The 16,933-nt window shown below is 65.7% G+C and carries 18 protein-coding genes; 9 read left to right on the forward strand and 9 right to left on the reverse strand.

Translation table 11 applies throughout. From position 1 onward, the window contains the following. Positions 1–195: 195 nt before the first annotated feature. Together MKK62_RS16930 and MKK62_RS16935 are read right to left on the reverse strand one after the other, a co-directional pair. On the reverse strand, positions 196–414 hold the full coding sequence (locus MKK62_RS16930; protein WP_240258730.1) for a hypothetical protein: 219 nt from the start codon (positions 412–414) through the stop codon (positions 196–198). 93 nt (positions 415–507) lie between these two features. Then, positions 508–1,827 carry an aminotransferase class I/II-fold pyridoxal phosphate-dependent enzyme gene (locus MKK62_RS16935; protein ID WP_240258729.1) on the reverse strand — a complete coding sequence of 440 codons (1,320 nt, stop codon included), beginning with the start codon at positions 1,825–1,827 and terminating at the stop codon, positions 508–510. Between the two features lie 25 nt (positions 1,828–1,852). Here MKK62_RS16935 and MKK62_RS16940 point away from each other — a divergent pair, with 25 nt between their 5' ends. From MKK62_RS16940 to MKK62_RS16980, 9 genes are all read left to right on the forward strand, one after another. After that, the gene (locus MKK62_RS16940; RefSeq protein WP_240258728.1) at positions 1,853–2,524 is read left to right on the forward strand and encodes a pyridoxamine 5'-phosphate oxidase family protein; all 672 of its coding nucleotides are present in this window, start codon (positions 1,853–1,855) and stop codon (positions 2,522–2,524) included. 16 nt (positions 2,525–2,540) lie between these two features. Then, on the forward strand, positions 2,541–2,993 hold the full coding sequence (locus MKK62_RS16945; protein ID WP_240258727.1) for an SRPBCC family protein: 453 nt from the start codon (positions 2,541–2,543) through the stop codon (positions 2,991–2,993). A 74-nt stretch (positions 2,994–3,067) separates the two neighbouring features. Beyond that, positions 3,068–4,003 carry a DUF4129 domain-containing protein gene (locus MKK62_RS16950; protein WP_240264106.1) on the forward strand — a complete coding sequence of 312 codons (936 nt, stop codon included), beginning with the start codon at positions 3,068–3,070 and terminating at the stop codon, positions 4,001–4,003. Further along, a complete protein-coding gene (locus MKK62_RS16955; protein WP_240258726.1) occupies positions 4,000–4,482 on the forward strand; it encodes a hypothetical protein in 483 nt (160 codons plus the stop codon). The genes MKK62_RS16950 and MKK62_RS16955 overlap by 4 nt, the downstream gene beginning before the upstream one ends. A 16-nt stretch (positions 4,483–4,498) precedes the next feature. Next, a complete protein-coding gene (locus MKK62_RS16960; protein WP_240264105.1) occupies positions 4,499–5,467 on the forward strand; it encodes an AAA family ATPase in 969 nt (322 codons plus the stop codon). A gap of 7 nt (positions 5,468–5,474) precedes the next feature. Continuing rightward, positions 5,475–6,713, forward strand: coding sequence for a DUF58 domain-containing protein (locus MKK62_RS16965; RefSeq protein ID WP_240258725.1), 1,239 nt, complete (start codon positions 5,475–5,477; stop codon positions 6,711–6,713). Beyond that, entirely contained in the window at positions 6,710–7,159 is a 450-nt protein-coding gene (locus tag MKK62_RS16970) for a hypothetical protein (RefSeq protein WP_240258724.1), read from the forward strand. The genes MKK62_RS16965 and MKK62_RS16970 overlap by 4 nt, the downstream gene beginning before the upstream one ends. 77 nt (positions 7,160–7,236) lie before the next feature. Then, on the forward strand, positions 7,237–7,488 hold the full coding sequence (locus tag MKK62_RS16975; protein ID WP_240258723.1) for a three-helix bundle dimerization domain-containing protein: 252 nt from the start codon (positions 7,237–7,239) through the stop codon (positions 7,486–7,488). Positions 7,489–7,575: 87 nt separating this feature from the next. After that, the gene (locus tag MKK62_RS16980; protein WP_240258722.1) at positions 7,576–8,886 is read left to right on the forward strand and encodes an FAD-dependent oxidoreductase; all 1,311 of its coding nucleotides are present in this window, start codon (positions 7,576–7,578) and stop codon (positions 8,884–8,886) included. Between the two features lie 19 nt (positions 8,887–8,905). Here MKK62_RS16980 and nuoN read toward each other — a convergent pair whose 3' ends face one another. Genes nuoN through nuoH form a run of 7 tightly spaced genes read right to left on the reverse strand, consistent with a single transcriptional unit; the run spans position 8,906 to position 16,899 of the window. After that, entirely contained in the window at positions 8,906–10,495 is a 1,590-nt protein-coding gene (gene nuoN / locus MKK62_RS16985) for an NADH-quinone oxidoreductase subunit NuoN (RefSeq protein ID WP_240264104.1), read from the reverse strand. Between the two features lie 20 nt (positions 10,496–10,515). Next, on the reverse strand, positions 10,516–12,093 hold the full coding sequence (locus MKK62_RS16990; RefSeq protein ID WP_240258721.1) for an NADH-quinone oxidoreductase subunit M: 1,578 nt from the start codon (positions 12,091–12,093) through the stop codon (positions 10,516–10,518). A gap of 37 nt (positions 12,094–12,130) precedes the next feature. Then, the gene (nuoL, locus tag MKK62_RS16995) at positions 12,131–14,014 is read right to left on the reverse strand and encodes an NADH-quinone oxidoreductase subunit L (RefSeq protein ID WP_240258720.1); all 1,884 of its coding nucleotides are present in this window, start codon (positions 14,012–14,014) and stop codon (positions 12,131–12,133) included. 3 nt (positions 14,015–14,017) lie between these two features. Then, positions 14,018–14,317, reverse strand: coding sequence for an NADH-quinone oxidoreductase subunit NuoK (nuoK, locus tag MKK62_RS17000; protein WP_240258719.1), 300 nt, complete (start codon positions 14,315–14,317; stop codon positions 14,018–14,020). After that, a complete protein-coding gene (locus tag MKK62_RS17005; protein ID WP_240258718.1) occupies positions 14,314–15,102 on the reverse strand; it encodes an NADH-quinone oxidoreductase subunit J in 789 nt (262 codons plus the stop codon). Before MKK62_RS17005 ends, nuoK begins: the two co-directional genes overlap by 4 nt. Next, positions 15,099–15,644 (reverse strand): NADH-quinone oxidoreductase subunit NuoI, encoded by a 546-nt coding sequence (gene nuoI / locus MKK62_RS17010; RefSeq protein ID WP_240258717.1) that lies wholly within the window; start codon positions 15,642–15,644, stop codon positions 15,099–15,101. The genes MKK62_RS17005 and nuoI overlap by 4 nt, the downstream gene beginning before the upstream one ends. Next, complete coding sequence (gene nuoH / locus MKK62_RS17015; protein WP_240258716.1) at positions 15,637–16,899, reverse strand: NADH-quinone oxidoreductase subunit NuoH; 1,263 nt, start codon at positions 16,897–16,899, stop codon at positions 15,637–15,639. The genes nuoI and nuoH overlap by 8 nt, the downstream gene beginning before the upstream one ends. Positions 16,900–16,933 lie beyond the last annotated feature (34 nt).

The raw sequence follows: 16,933 nt of genomic DNA on the forward strand, positions 1-16,933 counted from the left end.
CTGTCCGTTCGTAGCGCGCATATCTACCGCGCATACACCGTCACCACGATCGTCGGTGGGAGGGACGAAGCGCAGCACACCTTCGTCGAGGCGGACGTGATACTGGTCGTCGATTTTCTCGATTTCATGTCCGAGTAACGACGCCCAACGTCCGGCCGTGTCGGCAAGACGTCCCGACTGCATCGCCACGCCGACTCAATCGGTGACTTCGCTGGTGTTGATGTAATCGCGCCAACGGGGTCCCGCCCAGGGCCACTCATCCCATTCGTCGGCTTGGTCGACCGACAGAATCGCGGCGCCGACGTCCTTCGGGTGCAGATGCACGCCGGTGATACCGGGTTTAGCGGCGGTGGAAACGACTCTCGAACAGCGCAACGTCAGGATCTCGATAGCACCGCTCCCCGCCAAGCTCATCCATGATGGTGGCCTCCACCGGCGCCAGATCGGCGGCTACCAAAGCCGCCTGCCGCAGCCTGATTCGCATCTGGCCATTATCGGCATGGCAGGTCACACACTGGCGCGGCCGACCGCATGCAGCGCTTCGGCGATCGCGTCCGCTAGGGCCGTGATGTCGTCGTCGGCAAGCCCCGAGATAGTGACGCGTATACCCGGCGCCGTACCGATCCGGAAGCGCGCTCCGGGTGCCGCAGCCCAGCCGGCGTGCAAAAGCCTTGTGACCGTTACGGTTTCGTCAGGTACTGGTACCCACACGTTGAGTCCTGACTTTGCGTGGGACGCCACTCCGCGGTCGGTCAACGCCACCCGCAGGCTCGAGCGGTTGCGGGTGTAGGTGGTCTCGGCTTTAAGCACCGTCCGCGCGGCGGCTTTGTCGCGCCACAGGCCGAGCGCGAGGTCCTGCAACACGTGGCTGATCCACCCGGGGCCCAGCCGTAGCCGACCCTGGACCCGCTCGACCGTTCGCTCATCCCCGGTCAGCAGTGCCAGACGCAAGTCGGGGCCGTAGGCCTTCGCGGCCGAGCGAACGAATGCCCAGTGCCGGGTGGTGCCGGCCATGGTGTGCAACGGCGCGCCGGCGATCCCGGCGCAGTGGTCGTCCTCGATCAGCAGCACACCGTCGTGCTCGGCGAGCAGCGGGCGCAACTCGGCGGCGCGCGCAGCCGAAATCGCCGCGCCGGTCGGGTTTTGGGCACGACTGGTCAGCACCAGCGCGCGGACACCCCGTCGCAGCACCCGTGCGACGTCGGCTGTCAGCGGCCCGTCGTCGTCGACTCTGATCGGTTCGGCCGAAAAGCCCATTGCTGCAAGCAAATCCAATAGGTTTGCCCAGCCCGGGTCTTCGACCCCGACCCGGTCGCCGGGGCGCAGATGGGCGGCGAGGACCCGCTCGATGGCGTCGAGCGCGCCGGCGGTCACGGTGATGTACGCGGCGGGGACGCCGTCGGCGAGCAGCGACGTACGAGCGTAATCCGCTAATTCCGCCGACACCGCGGGATCGCCGTAGAGCACCGGCTGACGTTGTCTCGCAGCGATTTTCGCGATAGTAGGTAGCAATGCAGGCTCGGGGTTGCCGGTGGACAGGTCCCGGGTGCCCGGTGGCACGGCTATCCCGCGCGACGAGCGGGGAGTGGTCGCCGGTCGCTCCCGCACCCGGGTGCCGCGGCGCCCGGCCGTCTCTACCGCTCCTCGCGCCCGCAATAGGCGATACGCTGCCGCCACCGTATTGGCGTTGACGCCCAGTCGACCGGCGAGCTCGCGGATCGGCGGCAGGTCAGCGCCGGGCGCGAGGGCCCCGGAGGAAATGGCCGCCTCGACGTCGGAGGCAATGGCCTCAGCGCCGGTCCCGCGGATCATGTATTGTCCTGGCACATACATTATTATGTACTAGTACAAAATGGAGAGGCAACTGATGTACGCCCCGACCGCGCGCACCGTGCCGACCCGATATCGAGAACGCGCTCGCTACGACCGTGCCACCGTGCACGGCATCCTCGACGAGGCATTGGTCTGTCACGTGGGGTTCGGCGGCGACGGCGGTCCCGTGGTGCTGCCCACCATCCACGCGCGTGTGGACGAGACGCTCTACCTTCACGGATCGACGGGCAGTCACCCGATGATCGCTGCGGCCGGCGCCCCGGACGGCTTACCTGTCTGCGTCACGGCAACGCTGGTCGACGGGCTGGTGCTGGCGCGGTCCTGGATGCACCATTCCATGGAGTTCCGGTCGGTCGTGGCGGTCGGAAGCGCCAGGCTCGTCCGCGACGACGACGAGAAGCTGCGCGCCTTGGCCGCGGTGGTCGATCATGTCGCGCGGGGTCGGTCGACCGATAGCAGGCCGCCCAACGCCCGCGAACTCGCGGCGACCGCCGTGCTAGCCCTCGACCTGCTCGAGGTTTCCGCCAAGGTGCGCACGGGCGGACCCGTCGACGACGAGGAAGATCTGACATTGCCGCACTGGGCCGGAGTCCTGCCGCTGACTCTGCAGCCCGGCCTACCCGTCGCCGCAACCGACCTCGATCCGGCGACACCGGTGCCGCCGTACCTGGCGGAGTATCGCCGGGCCTGAGTGCTTGAATCGACTCATGCCCGACGAAGCACCGCGAGTGGTCAGCGCCAGCCGCGAAATCGCCGCCGGCGCCGATCAGATCTTCGAGCTGATCGCCGACCCGGCTCAGCAGCCACAGTGGGACGGCAACGACAATCTCGCGGACGCCGAAGGTGGACAACGCGTCCGCTCGGTCGGTGACGTCTTCACGATGACCTTGATCAACGGCGCCGTGCGCCACAATCACATCGTCGAGTTCACCGAAGGCCGTCTCATCGCGTGGAACCCCTCGGTGGCCGGGGAACCACCGCCCGGACATCTGTGGCGCTGGGAGCTCGAACCGCTCGACGACCACCGAACCAGGGTCACGCACACCTACGACTGGTCGCGGCTCACCGACGAGCATCGGCTCATTCGGGCTCGCGCGACCACCAGCGACAAGCTGAGGGCGTCGCTGGATCGGCTGGCGGAACTCGCCGAGCGCCGCTGAACCCAGCGGCATTGAACAGGGCCGATCACTGGCCGAGGGCGGCGACTCCATGCCACGATAGGCACTTGTCGAGTGTGCCGATCTTTGACAAGGCGACGGCCCGTGTGGTCGCCGTGATCGTGCTGCTGATCGTCATTGCCACCGCACTGCGTGGCTACCTGCCCGGCGTCGAGCGCTCCGACCGACAGCAGCCACCACACAGCGGCGGCTCTGTTGTCTACGTCGCGGCGCTGCTGAGCATCTCGCTGGTGATAGTGGCGGCGTCGGTGATCGCACGGCTGCGTGATCCGCGCCAGGTGGCAAGCAGCGCACGGCCGCTGCCGAGGCGCATGTCCGGGGGCAGCGGTCGACCCGCGTGGCAGGTGTTGTTGATCGGTGCCGCAGTCCTGGCGCTCTGGTTGGTGCTGCTGCTTGTGCTGTCGCGATTCATTGACCCCCACGTCGATCAGCCGCAGACCCCACCGCAATCCAGCACTTCTGCACCGCCGAGCAACACTCCTCAACGGCCAGACACACGAGACGGTGAGCCCGATCGCGACGTGTTGCATTACCTGATCGTCGGCACGGTCGCGCTGCTCGTCGTGAGCGTGGCGGGTGCCGCGACCACCCGGCGGCGGCGTGTCGCACCACCGGTCACCGGGATCGCGCCTTCGTCGAGTGAACCCGCGTCCGTCCCCGCCGCCACGTCGTTGGTGCGGGCGGCCGAAAGCGGACTGGCTGAAATCGAAGACCCGAGTCACGAACCGCGCCAAGCGATCATCGCCTGCTACGCGGCCATGGAACGGGGGTTTCGTCGCATTCCTGGAGCGGTCCCGCAGGATTTCGACACTCCCACAGAGGTGTTGGCCCGCGCCGTCGAGCATCACGCGCTGCACATCGACAACGCGGCCGAGCTTGTGAGCCTCTTCGAAGAGGCGCGGTTCAGCCCCCATGTGATGACCGAAACGCATCGCGGCCGTGCGATCGACGTGTTGCAGCTGGTGCTTGCCGAATTGCGGAGCTCGGTATGAAACGGCTGATCGCGCTGGGGGTTTCGGTGGTGCTGTGCGCCGAGCTGACGGCGTTGTCTTTGCACGATCGGCGGCTGGTGCTCTGGATGGCGGGCGGCGCGGCGCTGTTCGCGTTGGTCAATGTGCGGCAGGTGCTGGGACGCGACATCGCAGCACCGCCTGCCGATATCCCGAACGCCCTCGAGGAAACGCTGCGCAGCTGGCTGTCGAGAACCCAGACGCTGATTCACCGATCCGAATCGACACGCGCCGACTGGGACCGGCACCTACGTCCCATGCTGGCCCGGCGCTTTGCGATCGCCACCGGTCAAAAACAAGCCAAGGATCCGATGGCGTTCGACGCTACGGGTCGAACGCTTTTCGGTCCTGAATTGTGGGCCTGGGTGGACCCCAACAACGTCTCACGCACCGGGGTGAACGAACCGGGGCCCGGCCGCGCGACGCTCGAGGAAATCCTCGAACGGCTCGAGCAAGTATGACAGGGGGTAGACGTCGATCATGACCTCGGCTGCGACGACAACGGCTCAGGCCACCGCAGTGCTCGACGAGATCGAGAGCGTCGTGGTGGGCAAGCGCGCTGCGCTCACACTGATCCTGACGACGGTGCTCGCCCGCGGCCATGTGCTGATCGAAGATCTGCCCGGGCTCGGAAAGACTCTCATCGCAAGGTCTTTCGCCGCCGCACTCGGGCTCAACTTCACCCGTGTGCAGTTCACCCCCGACCTGTTGCCCGCCGACTTGCTCGGCTCGACGATCTACGACATGCAGTCGGGACGCTTCGAATTTCGTCCCGGTCCGATCTTCACCAATCTGCTATTGGCTGACGAGATCAACCGCACGCCGCCCAAAACCCAAGCGGCGCTGTTGGAAGCGATGGCCGAAGGTCAAGTCAGCATCGACGGCGTCACGCACCCGCTGCCGCAACCGTTCATCGTCTTGGCCACCGACAACCCGATCGAGTACGAAGGCACATATCCGCTGCCTGAGGCGCAGCTGGACCGGTTCGCGGTGCGGCTGGAACTTCGCTACCTGTCCGAGCGTGACGAGGTGTCGATGCTGCGTCGGCGGCTGGATCGTGGATCGGCGGACGCGACAGTCAATCAGGTGGTAGATCAACACGATCTGCTGTCTATGCGCGAATCCGTGGAACAGGTGAGTGTGCACGAGGACGTCTTGAACTACGTGGTGTCGCTGGCCGCCGCGACTCGGCATCATCCGCAGGTCGCGGTCGGTGCCAGCCCACGCGCGGAACTCGACCTTGTGCAGCTCGCACGGGCCCGCGCCTTACTGCTCGGGCGCGACTACGTGATTCCCGAGGACATCAAAGCGCTCGCTCCGCCCGCCGTGGCGCATCGCATCACGCTGCGGCCGGAGATGTGGGTGCGGAAGATCCAAGGTTCGGACGTCGTCGAGGAGCTCCTGCGACGGTTGCCCGTGCCACGAACCCGCGGCGGCCCGCAGTAGGTCGTCCGTGATCGAGATCCGGGAATTTGAACTACGTTGGCGCGCATCGCCGTTGACGCGCGCAATTGCCACCTGCGCGGCACTCGCGCTGGCCGCGGGACTGATCAGGTCGTGCTGGCAACTCGTCGCCTTCGCCGCGCCGATGCTCGGGGTGCTGTGCTCGGTCACCTGGCAGCGGCAGCTGCCGAAGGTCGTGGTGCATGCCGAGCCTGGTTCGCAGCGCTGCTTCGAGGCCGAGCAGGTTCAGCTGGCGCTGTGGGCCACTACCCAAACATTCGGTACCGCAATCAGACTCGCGGCGGTGCCGGTAGAGGGGATGCGAGTCGACGTAGCGTCTGGCGAGCGGCTGAGCGTGACGGCCAGCGCCGACCGCTGGGGCCGGTACCCGGTGCGGGCGACGGTCGACGTCGTGGCCCACGGCGGCCTGCTGGTGGGCGCGGGCGTCGTTGATGCGGCTGAGGTGACTGTCTTTCCGATGACTCCACCCCAGGCAACCATGCTGCCGCCCACCGAGCTGCTCGACCGGCTCGGCACCCACCTGACCCGGCACATCGGTCGCGGTGTGGAATACGCCGACATCCGCACCTACGTGCCGGGTGATCAGTTGCGGACCGTCAACTGGCCGGTGAGCGCCCGCCGCGGACGCCTGCACGTCACGCAGCGACTGACCGACCGCTCGGCGGACGTCGTGGTGTTGATCGACGGATATCCGCAGCCCGCCGGTCCCGCGACCGACGCCACCGAGCGCATCGTGCGCGGCGCCGCCCAGGTGGTGCAGACCGCGCTGCGCAACGGTGACCGGGCCGGCATCGTCGCGCTCGGCGGGCGTCGACCCCGATGGCTCGGTGCCGACATCGGGCAGCGGCAGTTCTACCGAGTGCTCGACGCCGTTCTGAGCGCCGGTAATGAATTCGAGAGCACCACAGGGACTTTGGCGCCGCGTGCCGCAATTCCAGCGGGTGCCATTGTCATTGGATTCTCGACGCTGCTCGACACCGAATTTGCGCTTGCCCTGATCGATCTGCGCCGGCGAGGCCACGTGGTGGTGGCGGTCGACGTGTTGCAGGGCGCACCGTTTCGGGTGGCGCAAGATCCGCTGGTCGACCGGATGTGGGCGCTGCAGCGCACGGCGATGTACCGCGACATGGGCACGGTCGGAGTCGACGTGGTGGCCTGGCAGCCCGATCGCACTCTCGACCAGTCGATGCACGCGGTGCCGGATTATCGCCGGCGGCTCCGATCATGAGAAGCGCAGCGCATCTGCTCTCGACAACGTGTGGCGTGTTGATGGTTGCCGCCGTCGGGTTGGGGACGCACGGCCCGGCCCGGGCCATCGCGCTGGCCGCGCTGGTCGCAGTCGGGTTCGCGGTGTTGATGCGCCCGGTTGCCACGCTGGCGGTACTGCTGGCCGTGCTGGCGATCGCGGTGAGCAACCCGACGGCCGTGGTGGCGGCACTCGCGGGTCTGGCCGCCACGATTTACCTGGTGCTGCGGCACGCCGCCGGTAGCGGTGTTGGCCTCGACTCGGTCAGCACGGCGACGCTGGTCTCCGCGCTGGGGTTCACGCTCGTGGGCCTGGTCGCCACCGTCTTTCCGTTGCAGTTGCCGTGGTTGCCGTTGCTGGCGCCGCTGGCGGTGTTCGCGACATATGTGCTGGCGACAAGCCCTTTTCTGCGTGACGACGGTGATTGAAACCGGCTGCGGATCGGTTGACGGCAGCGTGAACGGAAAATGTTGACCAGTGCTAAGTCGGGGACCACAATGTCGGGATGCCGCGAGAGGACCAGGCGATGCTCGTGGACGTCGAACGTCGCCTGGCCGAAAAGTACTCGACGGTCCCCCTGGATCACGTCGCCGCAGTGGTACGGCACGCGTACTCCCAGTTCCAAGGCAGCCGGGTTCGAGACTTCATCCCGTTGCTCGTGCAACGGCGTGCAGACGAGGATCTCGAAGAATTGAGCGTCCTGCGCCCGGACTTGGCCGCGGTCGTCCTCGACGACCTCAACTCTGCCGCCGTCTGACTTTCGCTGCTCCTCAATTCGGCCTAAATACTTAACTGTTTCGGTACGGTGGTCCCGCGGAGGGGTTATCGGCGAAGGGGCAATCGCGTGGGCAAGCTGGGGGAGCGGGCCGTCGTCTGTGGAGCGGGAATGGGCGGATTGTTGGCCGCCCGGGTGCTCAGCGATTTCTACGACGCGGTGACGGTCGTCGAACGCGACACGCTGCCCGAGGCCGTCGACCATCGGCGTGGAGTCCCGCAGAGCCGGCACTTCCATGTGCTGTGGAGCCGCGGCGCTCAGGAACTCGACCGACTATTCCCCGGAATTCACGACGAGACCGTCGCCGACGGCGCGGCGATCTGCGACGACGGCGACATGTCCCGCGTGTCCATCAGGGTGGCCGGTCACGAGCTGAGTCGGGAAGGCAAGTTCAGCGATCCGTCCGCGGTGACGTTGCATCTGTTGAGCCGACCGCTGCTGGAGAGCCACGTCCGTCGCCGAGTCACCGCCGTCGAGAACGTGACGATTCTCGACGGCCACGAATTCGTTGCTCCGATCGCGCCCACTCCGGATCGCGTCAGCGGGGCCGTCGTCTCCGATCGAGAGGCCGGAATCGAGCAGCGGCTCGACGCTGACCTGGTGGTGGACGCAATGGGTCGCGGTGCCCGGGCCCCTGCCTTCCTTGAAAACCTTGGTTACGAACGGCCGCCGGTGGAGAAGTCGAAGGCGACCGCCAACTACGCCAGCCTCTTGATGCGCATTCCCGAGGGCATCATCAAAGAAAAGATGACATTCGTCGTCCCGGAGCCGAGAAAGGCGACCGGCGGGGCATTTTCGGTCTACGAACACGACACCTGGATCTTTACCCTGACACGGGTCGCGGACAACGAGCCACCCGAAGACCTCACCGGAATGATTCGGATGGCAACGCAATTCGCTCCTCCGGCGCTGCTGAGGGCGTTGAAGCGAGGACAGCCGATCAGTGAGATTTCGGTGTTTCGCTACCCGGGGGCGACATGGCGGCGCTACGACAAGATGCACCGGTTCCCGCAGGGCTTTCTGGTCTTCGGGGATGCGATCTGCAGCACCAACCCGATCTACGGCCAAGGCATGACGGTGGCCGCGCTGGAAGCGAAGTCGCTGCAGGACTGCCTGGCGGAGTCCGACGTCGACCTGAGCCGGCGCTTTTTCGCTGCAACTGCCGAACTCATCGGCCCGATGTGGGCGTCGAATCTATTCAACGATCGCTACATGAACGACGGTGACCCGGACAACGCGCCTTCCAAGGAGCTGCTGGATTTCCGCGAAGCGATGTTGTCAGCCGCTGAGACCAGCCCGGCCATGAGCGAAAAGCTCTACCGGTCAATGAATCTCGTCGATCCGCCGACCGACTACAGCCCGCTGCTCGCTCCTGGCTGAGCCTGATCCGCCGTCGGCGTCAGGTCAGGAACTGCGCGGCCTGCCGGGCGAGATCAAGCAACGGCTGCGGGAAGACGCCCAGCCCGATCGTGATCACCGCGCACACCGCGATCGCCGTCTTACTCCAGAAGCTGGGCATCACCACGTGCACGGGTTCGGCGTGCGGCTCGGTGAAGAACATCAGGACGATCACCCGGACGTAGAAGTACGCGGCGACCGCGCTGCCGATGACACCGACGATGACCAACGGCACGGCGCCGCCCTTGGCCGCCGCCGAGAACACCGCGAACTTGCTGATGAAGCCGCTGGTCAGCGGGATACCGGCGAAGGCCAGCAGGAACATCGAAAACAGCAGGCCGACGACGGGATAGCGCTGACCCAGTCCCGCCCAGTGGGCGGTGGTGGCGTCTTCTTCGCCGTGCGCGTCGCGAATCAAACCGACTACCGCGAACGCGCCCACCGTGCTGAAGCTGTAGGCGACGAGGTAGAACATCGTGCCTGCCAGCCCCGCGGGGTTGTCGGCGATCACGCCGGTGAGCAGGAAACCGACATGGGCTATAGAGGAGTACGCGAGCATTCGTTTGACGTCGGTTTGCGACACCGCGGTGACGGTGCCCACCGCGATAGTCGCAATCGAGATGGCCCAGAGCACGGGCCGCCACTGATCGTGCAGCGGTGGCAGCGCGACGTAGACGACGCGGAGCAGGGCGCCGAAGGCCGCGACTTTGGTTGCGGCGGCCATGAATCCGGTAATCGGGGTCGGCGCACCCTGATAGACGTCGGGGATCCAGGAGTGGAAGGGCACAGCGCCAACCTTGAACAGCAGGCCGACCGACAGCAGCGCGACGCCGATCAACGCCATCGAATGGCTGTGTTCGGCCGCCAACGCCTTGGCGATGCCGGGCAGCGTCAGGGTATCGGTGGCGCCGTAGAGCAGGGCGACCCCGTACAAGAAGAACGCCGACGAAAACGCGCCGAGCAGAAAGTATTTGACTGCTGCTTCCTGGGACAGCAGGCGACGGTGCCGGGCCAGTCCGCAGAGCAGGTAGAGGGGCAGCGACAGCACCTCGAGCGCCACGAACATGGTCAGCAGGTCGTTGGCGGCCGGAAACACCAGCATGCCGCCGACGGCCAGCATCGTCAGCGGGAAGACCTCGGTCTGGCTGGCGCCGGCCCGTTCGGCTTCGTGCTCGGCCGCGCTGTCGGGAACCGCCGATGCCTGTGGCGTGAACGATTCCAATCCGGCGGGCACCTGCGCGGTAGCTGTCGCGGCACCCGGTCCGGCGGCCGGACTGTCACCCTTCTGCCGCTCCGCGAAGAAGAACACCGCGAGCACCGCAACCAGCAAGATGGCGGCCTGCAGCAGCAGCGTTGGCCCGTCGATCGCCAACGCATGCAGCACCGCGTAGCGGCCGGGGGGATCGAAATGCCGGGAGACGACGATGACTGCCGCGATCGCTGCGATCAGGCCGCCGAGAGCCAGCACGACCTGCGTGCCATAGCGCCCCCTCCGGGGCACGAACGCCTCCACCAGAACGCCGACCACCGCGACCCCGAAGACGATGAAAACTGGTGCGAGAAGTCCATATTCGACGCTGGGCGACGGCATCGAGGCCGCTAGGAGAGACGTCATGGCCGCGGTCCTTCCGCCATTCCGGGTACGTGGGCGGTGCCGGGCCGGACGATCGGCGCGGGGTCATGCGCACCGATGGTCGCCATGGTGTTGCCCACCGCGGGGTTGATCTTGTCGAGCACGGGCTTGGGATAGATACCCAGCACCAACAGCAGCGCGAGAAGTGGTGCGACAACGAGGATCTCGCGCGGCACCAGATCACGGATGCGTTCATTGCCTGGTGTGACGGGACCGGTCATCACGCGCTGATACAGCCACAGGATGTAGATCGAGGACAGCACCAACGCGGTCACGCCGACCGCGGCCGCCAGCCAGTAGCGATTGTATGAACCCAGCAGCACTAGGAATTCGCTGACGAAAGGCGCGAGACCGGGAAGCGACACCGTCGCCAGGCCCGCCACCAGGAACGTGCCGGCGAGCACCGGTGCCACCTTCTGGATTCCGCCATAGGCGGCAATCGAGCGGGTGCCGCGGCGCGAGACCAGGAAGCCCGCGATCAAGAAAACCGCCGCGGTGGAGATGCCGTGGTTGAGCATGTACAGCGTCGACCCGCTCTGGCCCTGCGTCGTCATGACGAAGATGCCGAGGATGATGAAGCCGAAGTGCGAGATCGACGTGTAGGCGATCAGTCGCATGATGTCGGTTTGGCCGATCGCGACGACCGCGCCGTAGATGACGCCGATCACGGCGAGCGCGACGATGGCGGGCCGGAAATAGGTTGACGCGTCGGGGAACAACTGCAGACAGTAACGCAGCATCCCGAACGTGCCGACTTTGTCCATCACCGCAGTGATCAGCACGGCCGTCGCCGGAGTCGACTCGACCGCAGCGTCGGGCAGCCAACGGTGAAACGGCCACAGCGGCGCCTTGATCGCGAACGCGAACATGAAACCCAAGAACAATGCCTTCATCACGCCCGACGAGGCACCCAGCGTGCCCGAGGTGACGGCCGCGACGATCTGGCGAAAGTCGAACGTGCCGGATCCGGTTTCCGCGGTCACTACGTACAAGCCGATCACCGCGGCCAGCATGATCAGCCCACCGAACAGGTTGTACAGCAAGAACTTCACCGCGGCGCGCGACCGGTGGGCGCCACCACCGAATCCGCCGATGAGGAAGTACATCGGAATCAGCATCGCCTCGAAGAACACATAGAACAGCAACACGTCCAGCGAGATCACCGAGATCAGCACCATCGATTCGATGGTCAGCGTCAACGCTACGAAAGCTTGTGTGCCACGGGCCCTTTCGCCGCCGTCTTCCCAACCGGCCACCAGCAGGAACGGCACCAGAATCGTGGTCACCAGCACCAGCATCAGCGCAATGCCGTCCACGCCGATCGTGTAGCCGGCACCGAACGCCGGTATCCACGGGTGCGATTCGGTGAACTGGTAGGTCGCGCCGCCGGACTTGAAGGCGACCGCGAGTGCGATCGACAGTGCCAGCACTGCCAGCGACACTGCGACACCGAGCCACTTTGCCAACTGCCGTCCACCCGGTGGAATCAGGATGACCACGACGGCACCCACCAGTGGCAGTAGCCACAGGATCGAGAGCCACGGGGCGTTAGTCACGAGCGCTGCTCCTTCATCGGATCGTCCAAGACGAGAATCACCACAGCTGTACCGCCAGGATCGCGGCGCCGACGATTGCCGCTCCAGCCACCATCGACAAGGCGTAGTTACGGGCAAACCCGGTCTGGAAGCCTCGCAACCAATCCGACGTGCGGCCAACGAGATTGGCCAACGCATTGACCGAGCCGTCGACACCCTGGTCGTCGAATTCGACCAGCGCGTGGGTGAATTGCGCTCCGGGTCGCATGAACACCTCTTCGTTCAACGCGTCGCCGTAGAGGTCCCGGCGGGCAGCCACGGTGAGTACGGACACGTCGGCCGGCGCCGTCGCGGGCACCGCACGAAGACCATAGAGCAGGACCGCCACGCCGATCCCGACCAGAACAGTGCCGAGAGTGACGACGTTGAACGTCCACGTCGGCAGCACATGTGAGCTCTCTTCGAAGGTGGTGACCGGTTCGAGCCAGTGCTGCAGCCTGCCGCCGATAGCGAACACACCACCGGAGAACACCGAACCGACGGCCAGCAGGATCATCGGCCAGGCCATCAACGCGGGAGCCTCGTGAGGATGCGCGTCCTCGGCCCAACGCTTTTCGCCGAAGAACGTCATGAGCATCACGCGGGTCATATAGAACGCGGTGACGCCGGCGCCCAGCAGCGCGGCCCCGCCCAGCAGGTAGCCGCGGAAACCGCCGGCGCCCAGCGCGGCTTCGATGATCGCGTCCTTGGAGAAGTAGCCGGCAAAGGGCCATACACCGATGATCGCGAGATAGCCCAATCCGAACGTGGCGAACGTGATCGGAAGCGCGGCACGCAATGCCCCGTAGCGGCGCATGTCCTGCTCTTCGTGCATCGCGTGGATGATCGAACCCGAGCCGAGGAACAGGCCCGCTTTGAAGAAGCCGTGGGTCAGCAGGTGCATGATCGCGAACACGTAGCCAGCTGGACCCAGGCCCGCGGCCAACACCATGTAGCCGATCTGACTCATCGTCGACGCCGCGAGCGCGCGCTTGATGTCGTCCTTGGCGCAACCGATGAAGGCCCCGAAGAGCAGCGTCACCGTGCCGACGATGATCACGCCGAGTCGGGCGTTGGGGGACAGGCTGTACAGCGGGTTGGACCGCACGATCAGGTACACACCGGCGGTCACCATCGTGGCCGCGTGGATCAGGGCCGAGACCGGGGTCGGGCCTTCCATCGCGTCGCCGAGCCAGGCCTGCAGCGGGACCTGAGCGGACTTGGCGCACGCCCCCGATAGCAGCAGCAGTCCGATCCAGGTCAGCGCGCTCTGGCTGGCTCCCGCCGCCTGACCGAATACACCTGAGTAGGACAAGGTGCCGAAGTTGGCGAAGATCACGAAGATCGCCAAGGCGAGTCCGGCGTCACCGACCCGGTTCATCACGAACGCCTTTTTGGCCGCCGTGGCCGCGGTCGGCTTGTGATACCAGAACCCGATCAGCAAGTAGGACGCCAGACCCACGCCCTCCCAGCCGGCGTAGAGGCCGACGAAGTTGTCGGCCACCACCAGCAGCAGCATCGCCGCCAGGAACAGGTTGAGGTAGGCGAAAAACCTTCGGCGATCGGGGTCTTCGGCCATGTAGGCCACCGAGTAGATGTGGATCAGCGATCCGACCCCGGTGATCAGCAGCACGAAACAGATTGACAGCTGGTCGATTTGAAGCCCGAAGTCGACCTGCAGGTTGCCGACCGGGATCCAGGTGAACAGGTTTTGGCTGATGGTCCGCGCGTCGCCGTGCCGGCTGAGCATGTCGGTCAGTAGCGATACGCCGACACCGAACGACGCCAGGGCAGTGAGGCAGCCCAACCAGTGTCCCCACGGGTCGGTACGCCGGCCGCCGAGCAGTAGCACTGCGGCGCCTACCGCGGGCAGCGCGACGAGCAGCCAGGTCAGATGTGTCATGCGTCAGCCCTTGAGGAGGTTGGCGTCGTCGACCGAAGCCGATTTGCGGGCACGGAAAATGGTCATGATGATGGCCAGCCCGACCACCACTTCGCAGGCGGCGACGACCATCGTGAAGAACGCGATCATCTGCCCGTCGAGATGGCCGTGCAGCCGGGCGAAGGTGACGAAAGCGAGGTTGACCGCGTTGAGCATCAGCTCGACGCACATGAACATGACGATCGCGTTGCGCCGCAACAGCACACCGGCCGCACCGATGGTGAACAGCAGTGCGGACAGGTACAGGTAGTTCTCCGGATTCATGACGTTCCGTTCCCGTTGGAGCCGTGCAGGGCCGGTAGATCGCGGTTCCCAACCGGTCGAGGCTCGAGCACAGCAGGCACCGACAACCGGGAGGGGGACCCGTCGGGCAACCGTGCGGGTGTGTCGACGGCGTTGTGTCGGGCGAACACGCCCGGGCCGGGCAGCGGTGTCGGGTGGCCACCGGGCTGGAACCGCTCGATGGACAGCTCGCGCTGGGTTTTCCGGCGCTCGAATCGCTCGCGGTGCGCCAGGATCATCGCACCGATTGCCGCGGTGATCAGGAGCGCACTGGTGAGTTCGAATGCCCACAAATACCGCGAGAAGATCAGCGCCGCCAACCCTTGGACGTTGCCTTGCGGCGCAATGTCCACAGAGTTGCCGTTTGGTAGGAATCGGTCGGTGGCGACGTTGCCGATCCCGGCGATCAGCACCACGCCCAAGCCGATCCCGGCGATCACCGCGGCAACCCGTTGTCCGCGAAGGGTTTCCACCAGTGATTCGGCCGAGTCCACGCCGATCAGCATCAACACGAACAAGAACAGCATCATCACCGCGCCGGTGTAGACGACGATCTGCACGACGCCGAGGAACAATGCGTCCTGGATCATGTAGAACACCGCCAACACGATCATCGTGATTGCCAGCGACATCGCGCAGTAGACCGCGTTGGCGGCCACTACCACGCCGAGGGCGCCGGCCAGCGCCAGGGCGCCGAGGATCCAGAAAGTCACCGCTTCGCCCGTGGACGTGCGAGCGACCGCGTCGGCCGCGAGGTGAGTGATCATTTGGAAACATCCGAAATCGGTAGCTGCCGCAAGCCATTCGCGGTGACGTTGCCCCGGTAGTAGTCGGCGTCAGTGGCGCCTTCGGCTCGCGGGTGCGGGGCCGGGGTCATGCCCTCGAGCAACGGAGCCAGCAAGTCCTGCTTCTCGTAGATCAGGTCGGCCCGGTTGTCGTCTGCCATCTCGTACTTGTTGGTCATCGTGAGCGCGCGGGTGGGACAGGCCTCGACGCACAGCCCACATCCGATGCAGCGCAGGTAGTTGATCTGGTAGACCCGCCCGTAGCGTTCACCCGGCGAATAGCGGGCCTCGTCGGTGTTGTCGGCGCCTTCGACGTAGATCGCGTCGGCGGGACACGACCAGGCGCACAGCTCGCACCCGATGCACTTCTCCAAGCCGTCGGCGTACCGGTTGAGCTGGTGACGGCCGTGGTAGCGCGGTTTGACCGGTCCCGGATTCTCCGGATAGCTCTCGGTGATCGGGCGTTTGAACATCGCGCCGAACGTGACGCCGAATCCGGCGAGGGAACTGAGGAATTTAGCCATCGGCTGTCTCCTTGGTCGCCGCCGCTAGTTGCTTGGCGGGCATCGGCGGCGTAGGGAATGCCGGCTCCAAGGCCGTCGCTTGCGCGGACCTTGCCTCCGACTCTGTGCGGCGACGCTTTTTACGCAAATGCCGGTTGCTGAACGGCCTCTGCAGCAGATACAGCAACACCGCTGTGACGACGAGGCTCGCGACGACCAACGCGGTCGTCCAGTGCGCGTAGCCCTGGTCGCGCAGCGTGCGGATAGCCGCGGCGATCAGCGCCCACGCCAGCGACACCGGGATGAGGATTTTCCAGCCGAGCGCCATGAACTGGTCGTAGCGCAATCGCGGCAGCACACCACGCAGCCAGATGTAGATGAACAGGAACACCCAGACCTTGGCGGTGAACCACAGCACCGGCCAGAAGCCGCTGTTGGCGCCGGCCCACACCATGGTCAGCGGCCACGGCGCGTGCCAGCCGCCCAGGAACAGCGTCGCAGCCAGGGCCGAGACCGTGGTCATGTTGATGTATTCGGCGAGAAAGAACATCGCGAAGCTGAGCGACGAGTACTCGGTGTGGAAGCCCGCGACCAGTTCGCCCTCCGCCTCCGGCAGGTCGAACGGGGCCCGGTTGGTTTCGCCGACCATCGAGATCAGGTAGGTGCAGAACGACGGGAGCAGCAGGAAGATGTACCAGACCCGGTTCTGGGCGGTGACGATCTCCGACGTGGACATCGTTCCGGCGTAGAGGAACACGGTCGCGAAGGACAGGCCCATGGCGACCTCGTACGAGATCACCTGAGCGGTGGAGCGCACACCGCCGAGGAGCGGATAGGTCGATCCGGACGACCACCCGGCGAGCACGATCCCGTACACCCCGATCGACGACAACGCCAGGATGAACAGCACCGCCACCGGCAGGTCGGTGACTTGCAGCGGGGTCCAGTGGCCAAACACCGACACCTGCGGCCCGAACGGAATGAACGCGAACGCGGTGATCGCGGGGATGGTCGAGATTGCCGGAGCGAGAAGGAAAATCGGCTTCTCCACCCCGAACGGGATCAGCGGCTCCTTGAGCGCCAGCTTGATGCCGTCGGCGAGGCTTTGCAGGTAGCCGCGCGGCCCGACCCGGTTGGGTCCCCACCGCATCTGCATGCGGCCGAGGATCTTGCGCTCGGCAAGGATTGCCACCAATACGGTCAGAACCAGGAATACGAAGACAAGAAGCGCTTTGGCAAGAACCAGCCACCACGTGTCGTGTCCGAAGGCGCTCATCATTTGCGCCGCTCCTCCCCACTGGCGCCGCTCG

This window comes from Mycobacterium paraterrae, assembly GCF_022430545.2.
Taxonomy (GTDB): Bacteria; Actinomycetota; Actinomycetes; order Mycobacteriales; family Mycobacteriaceae; genus Mycobacterium; species Mycobacterium paraterrae.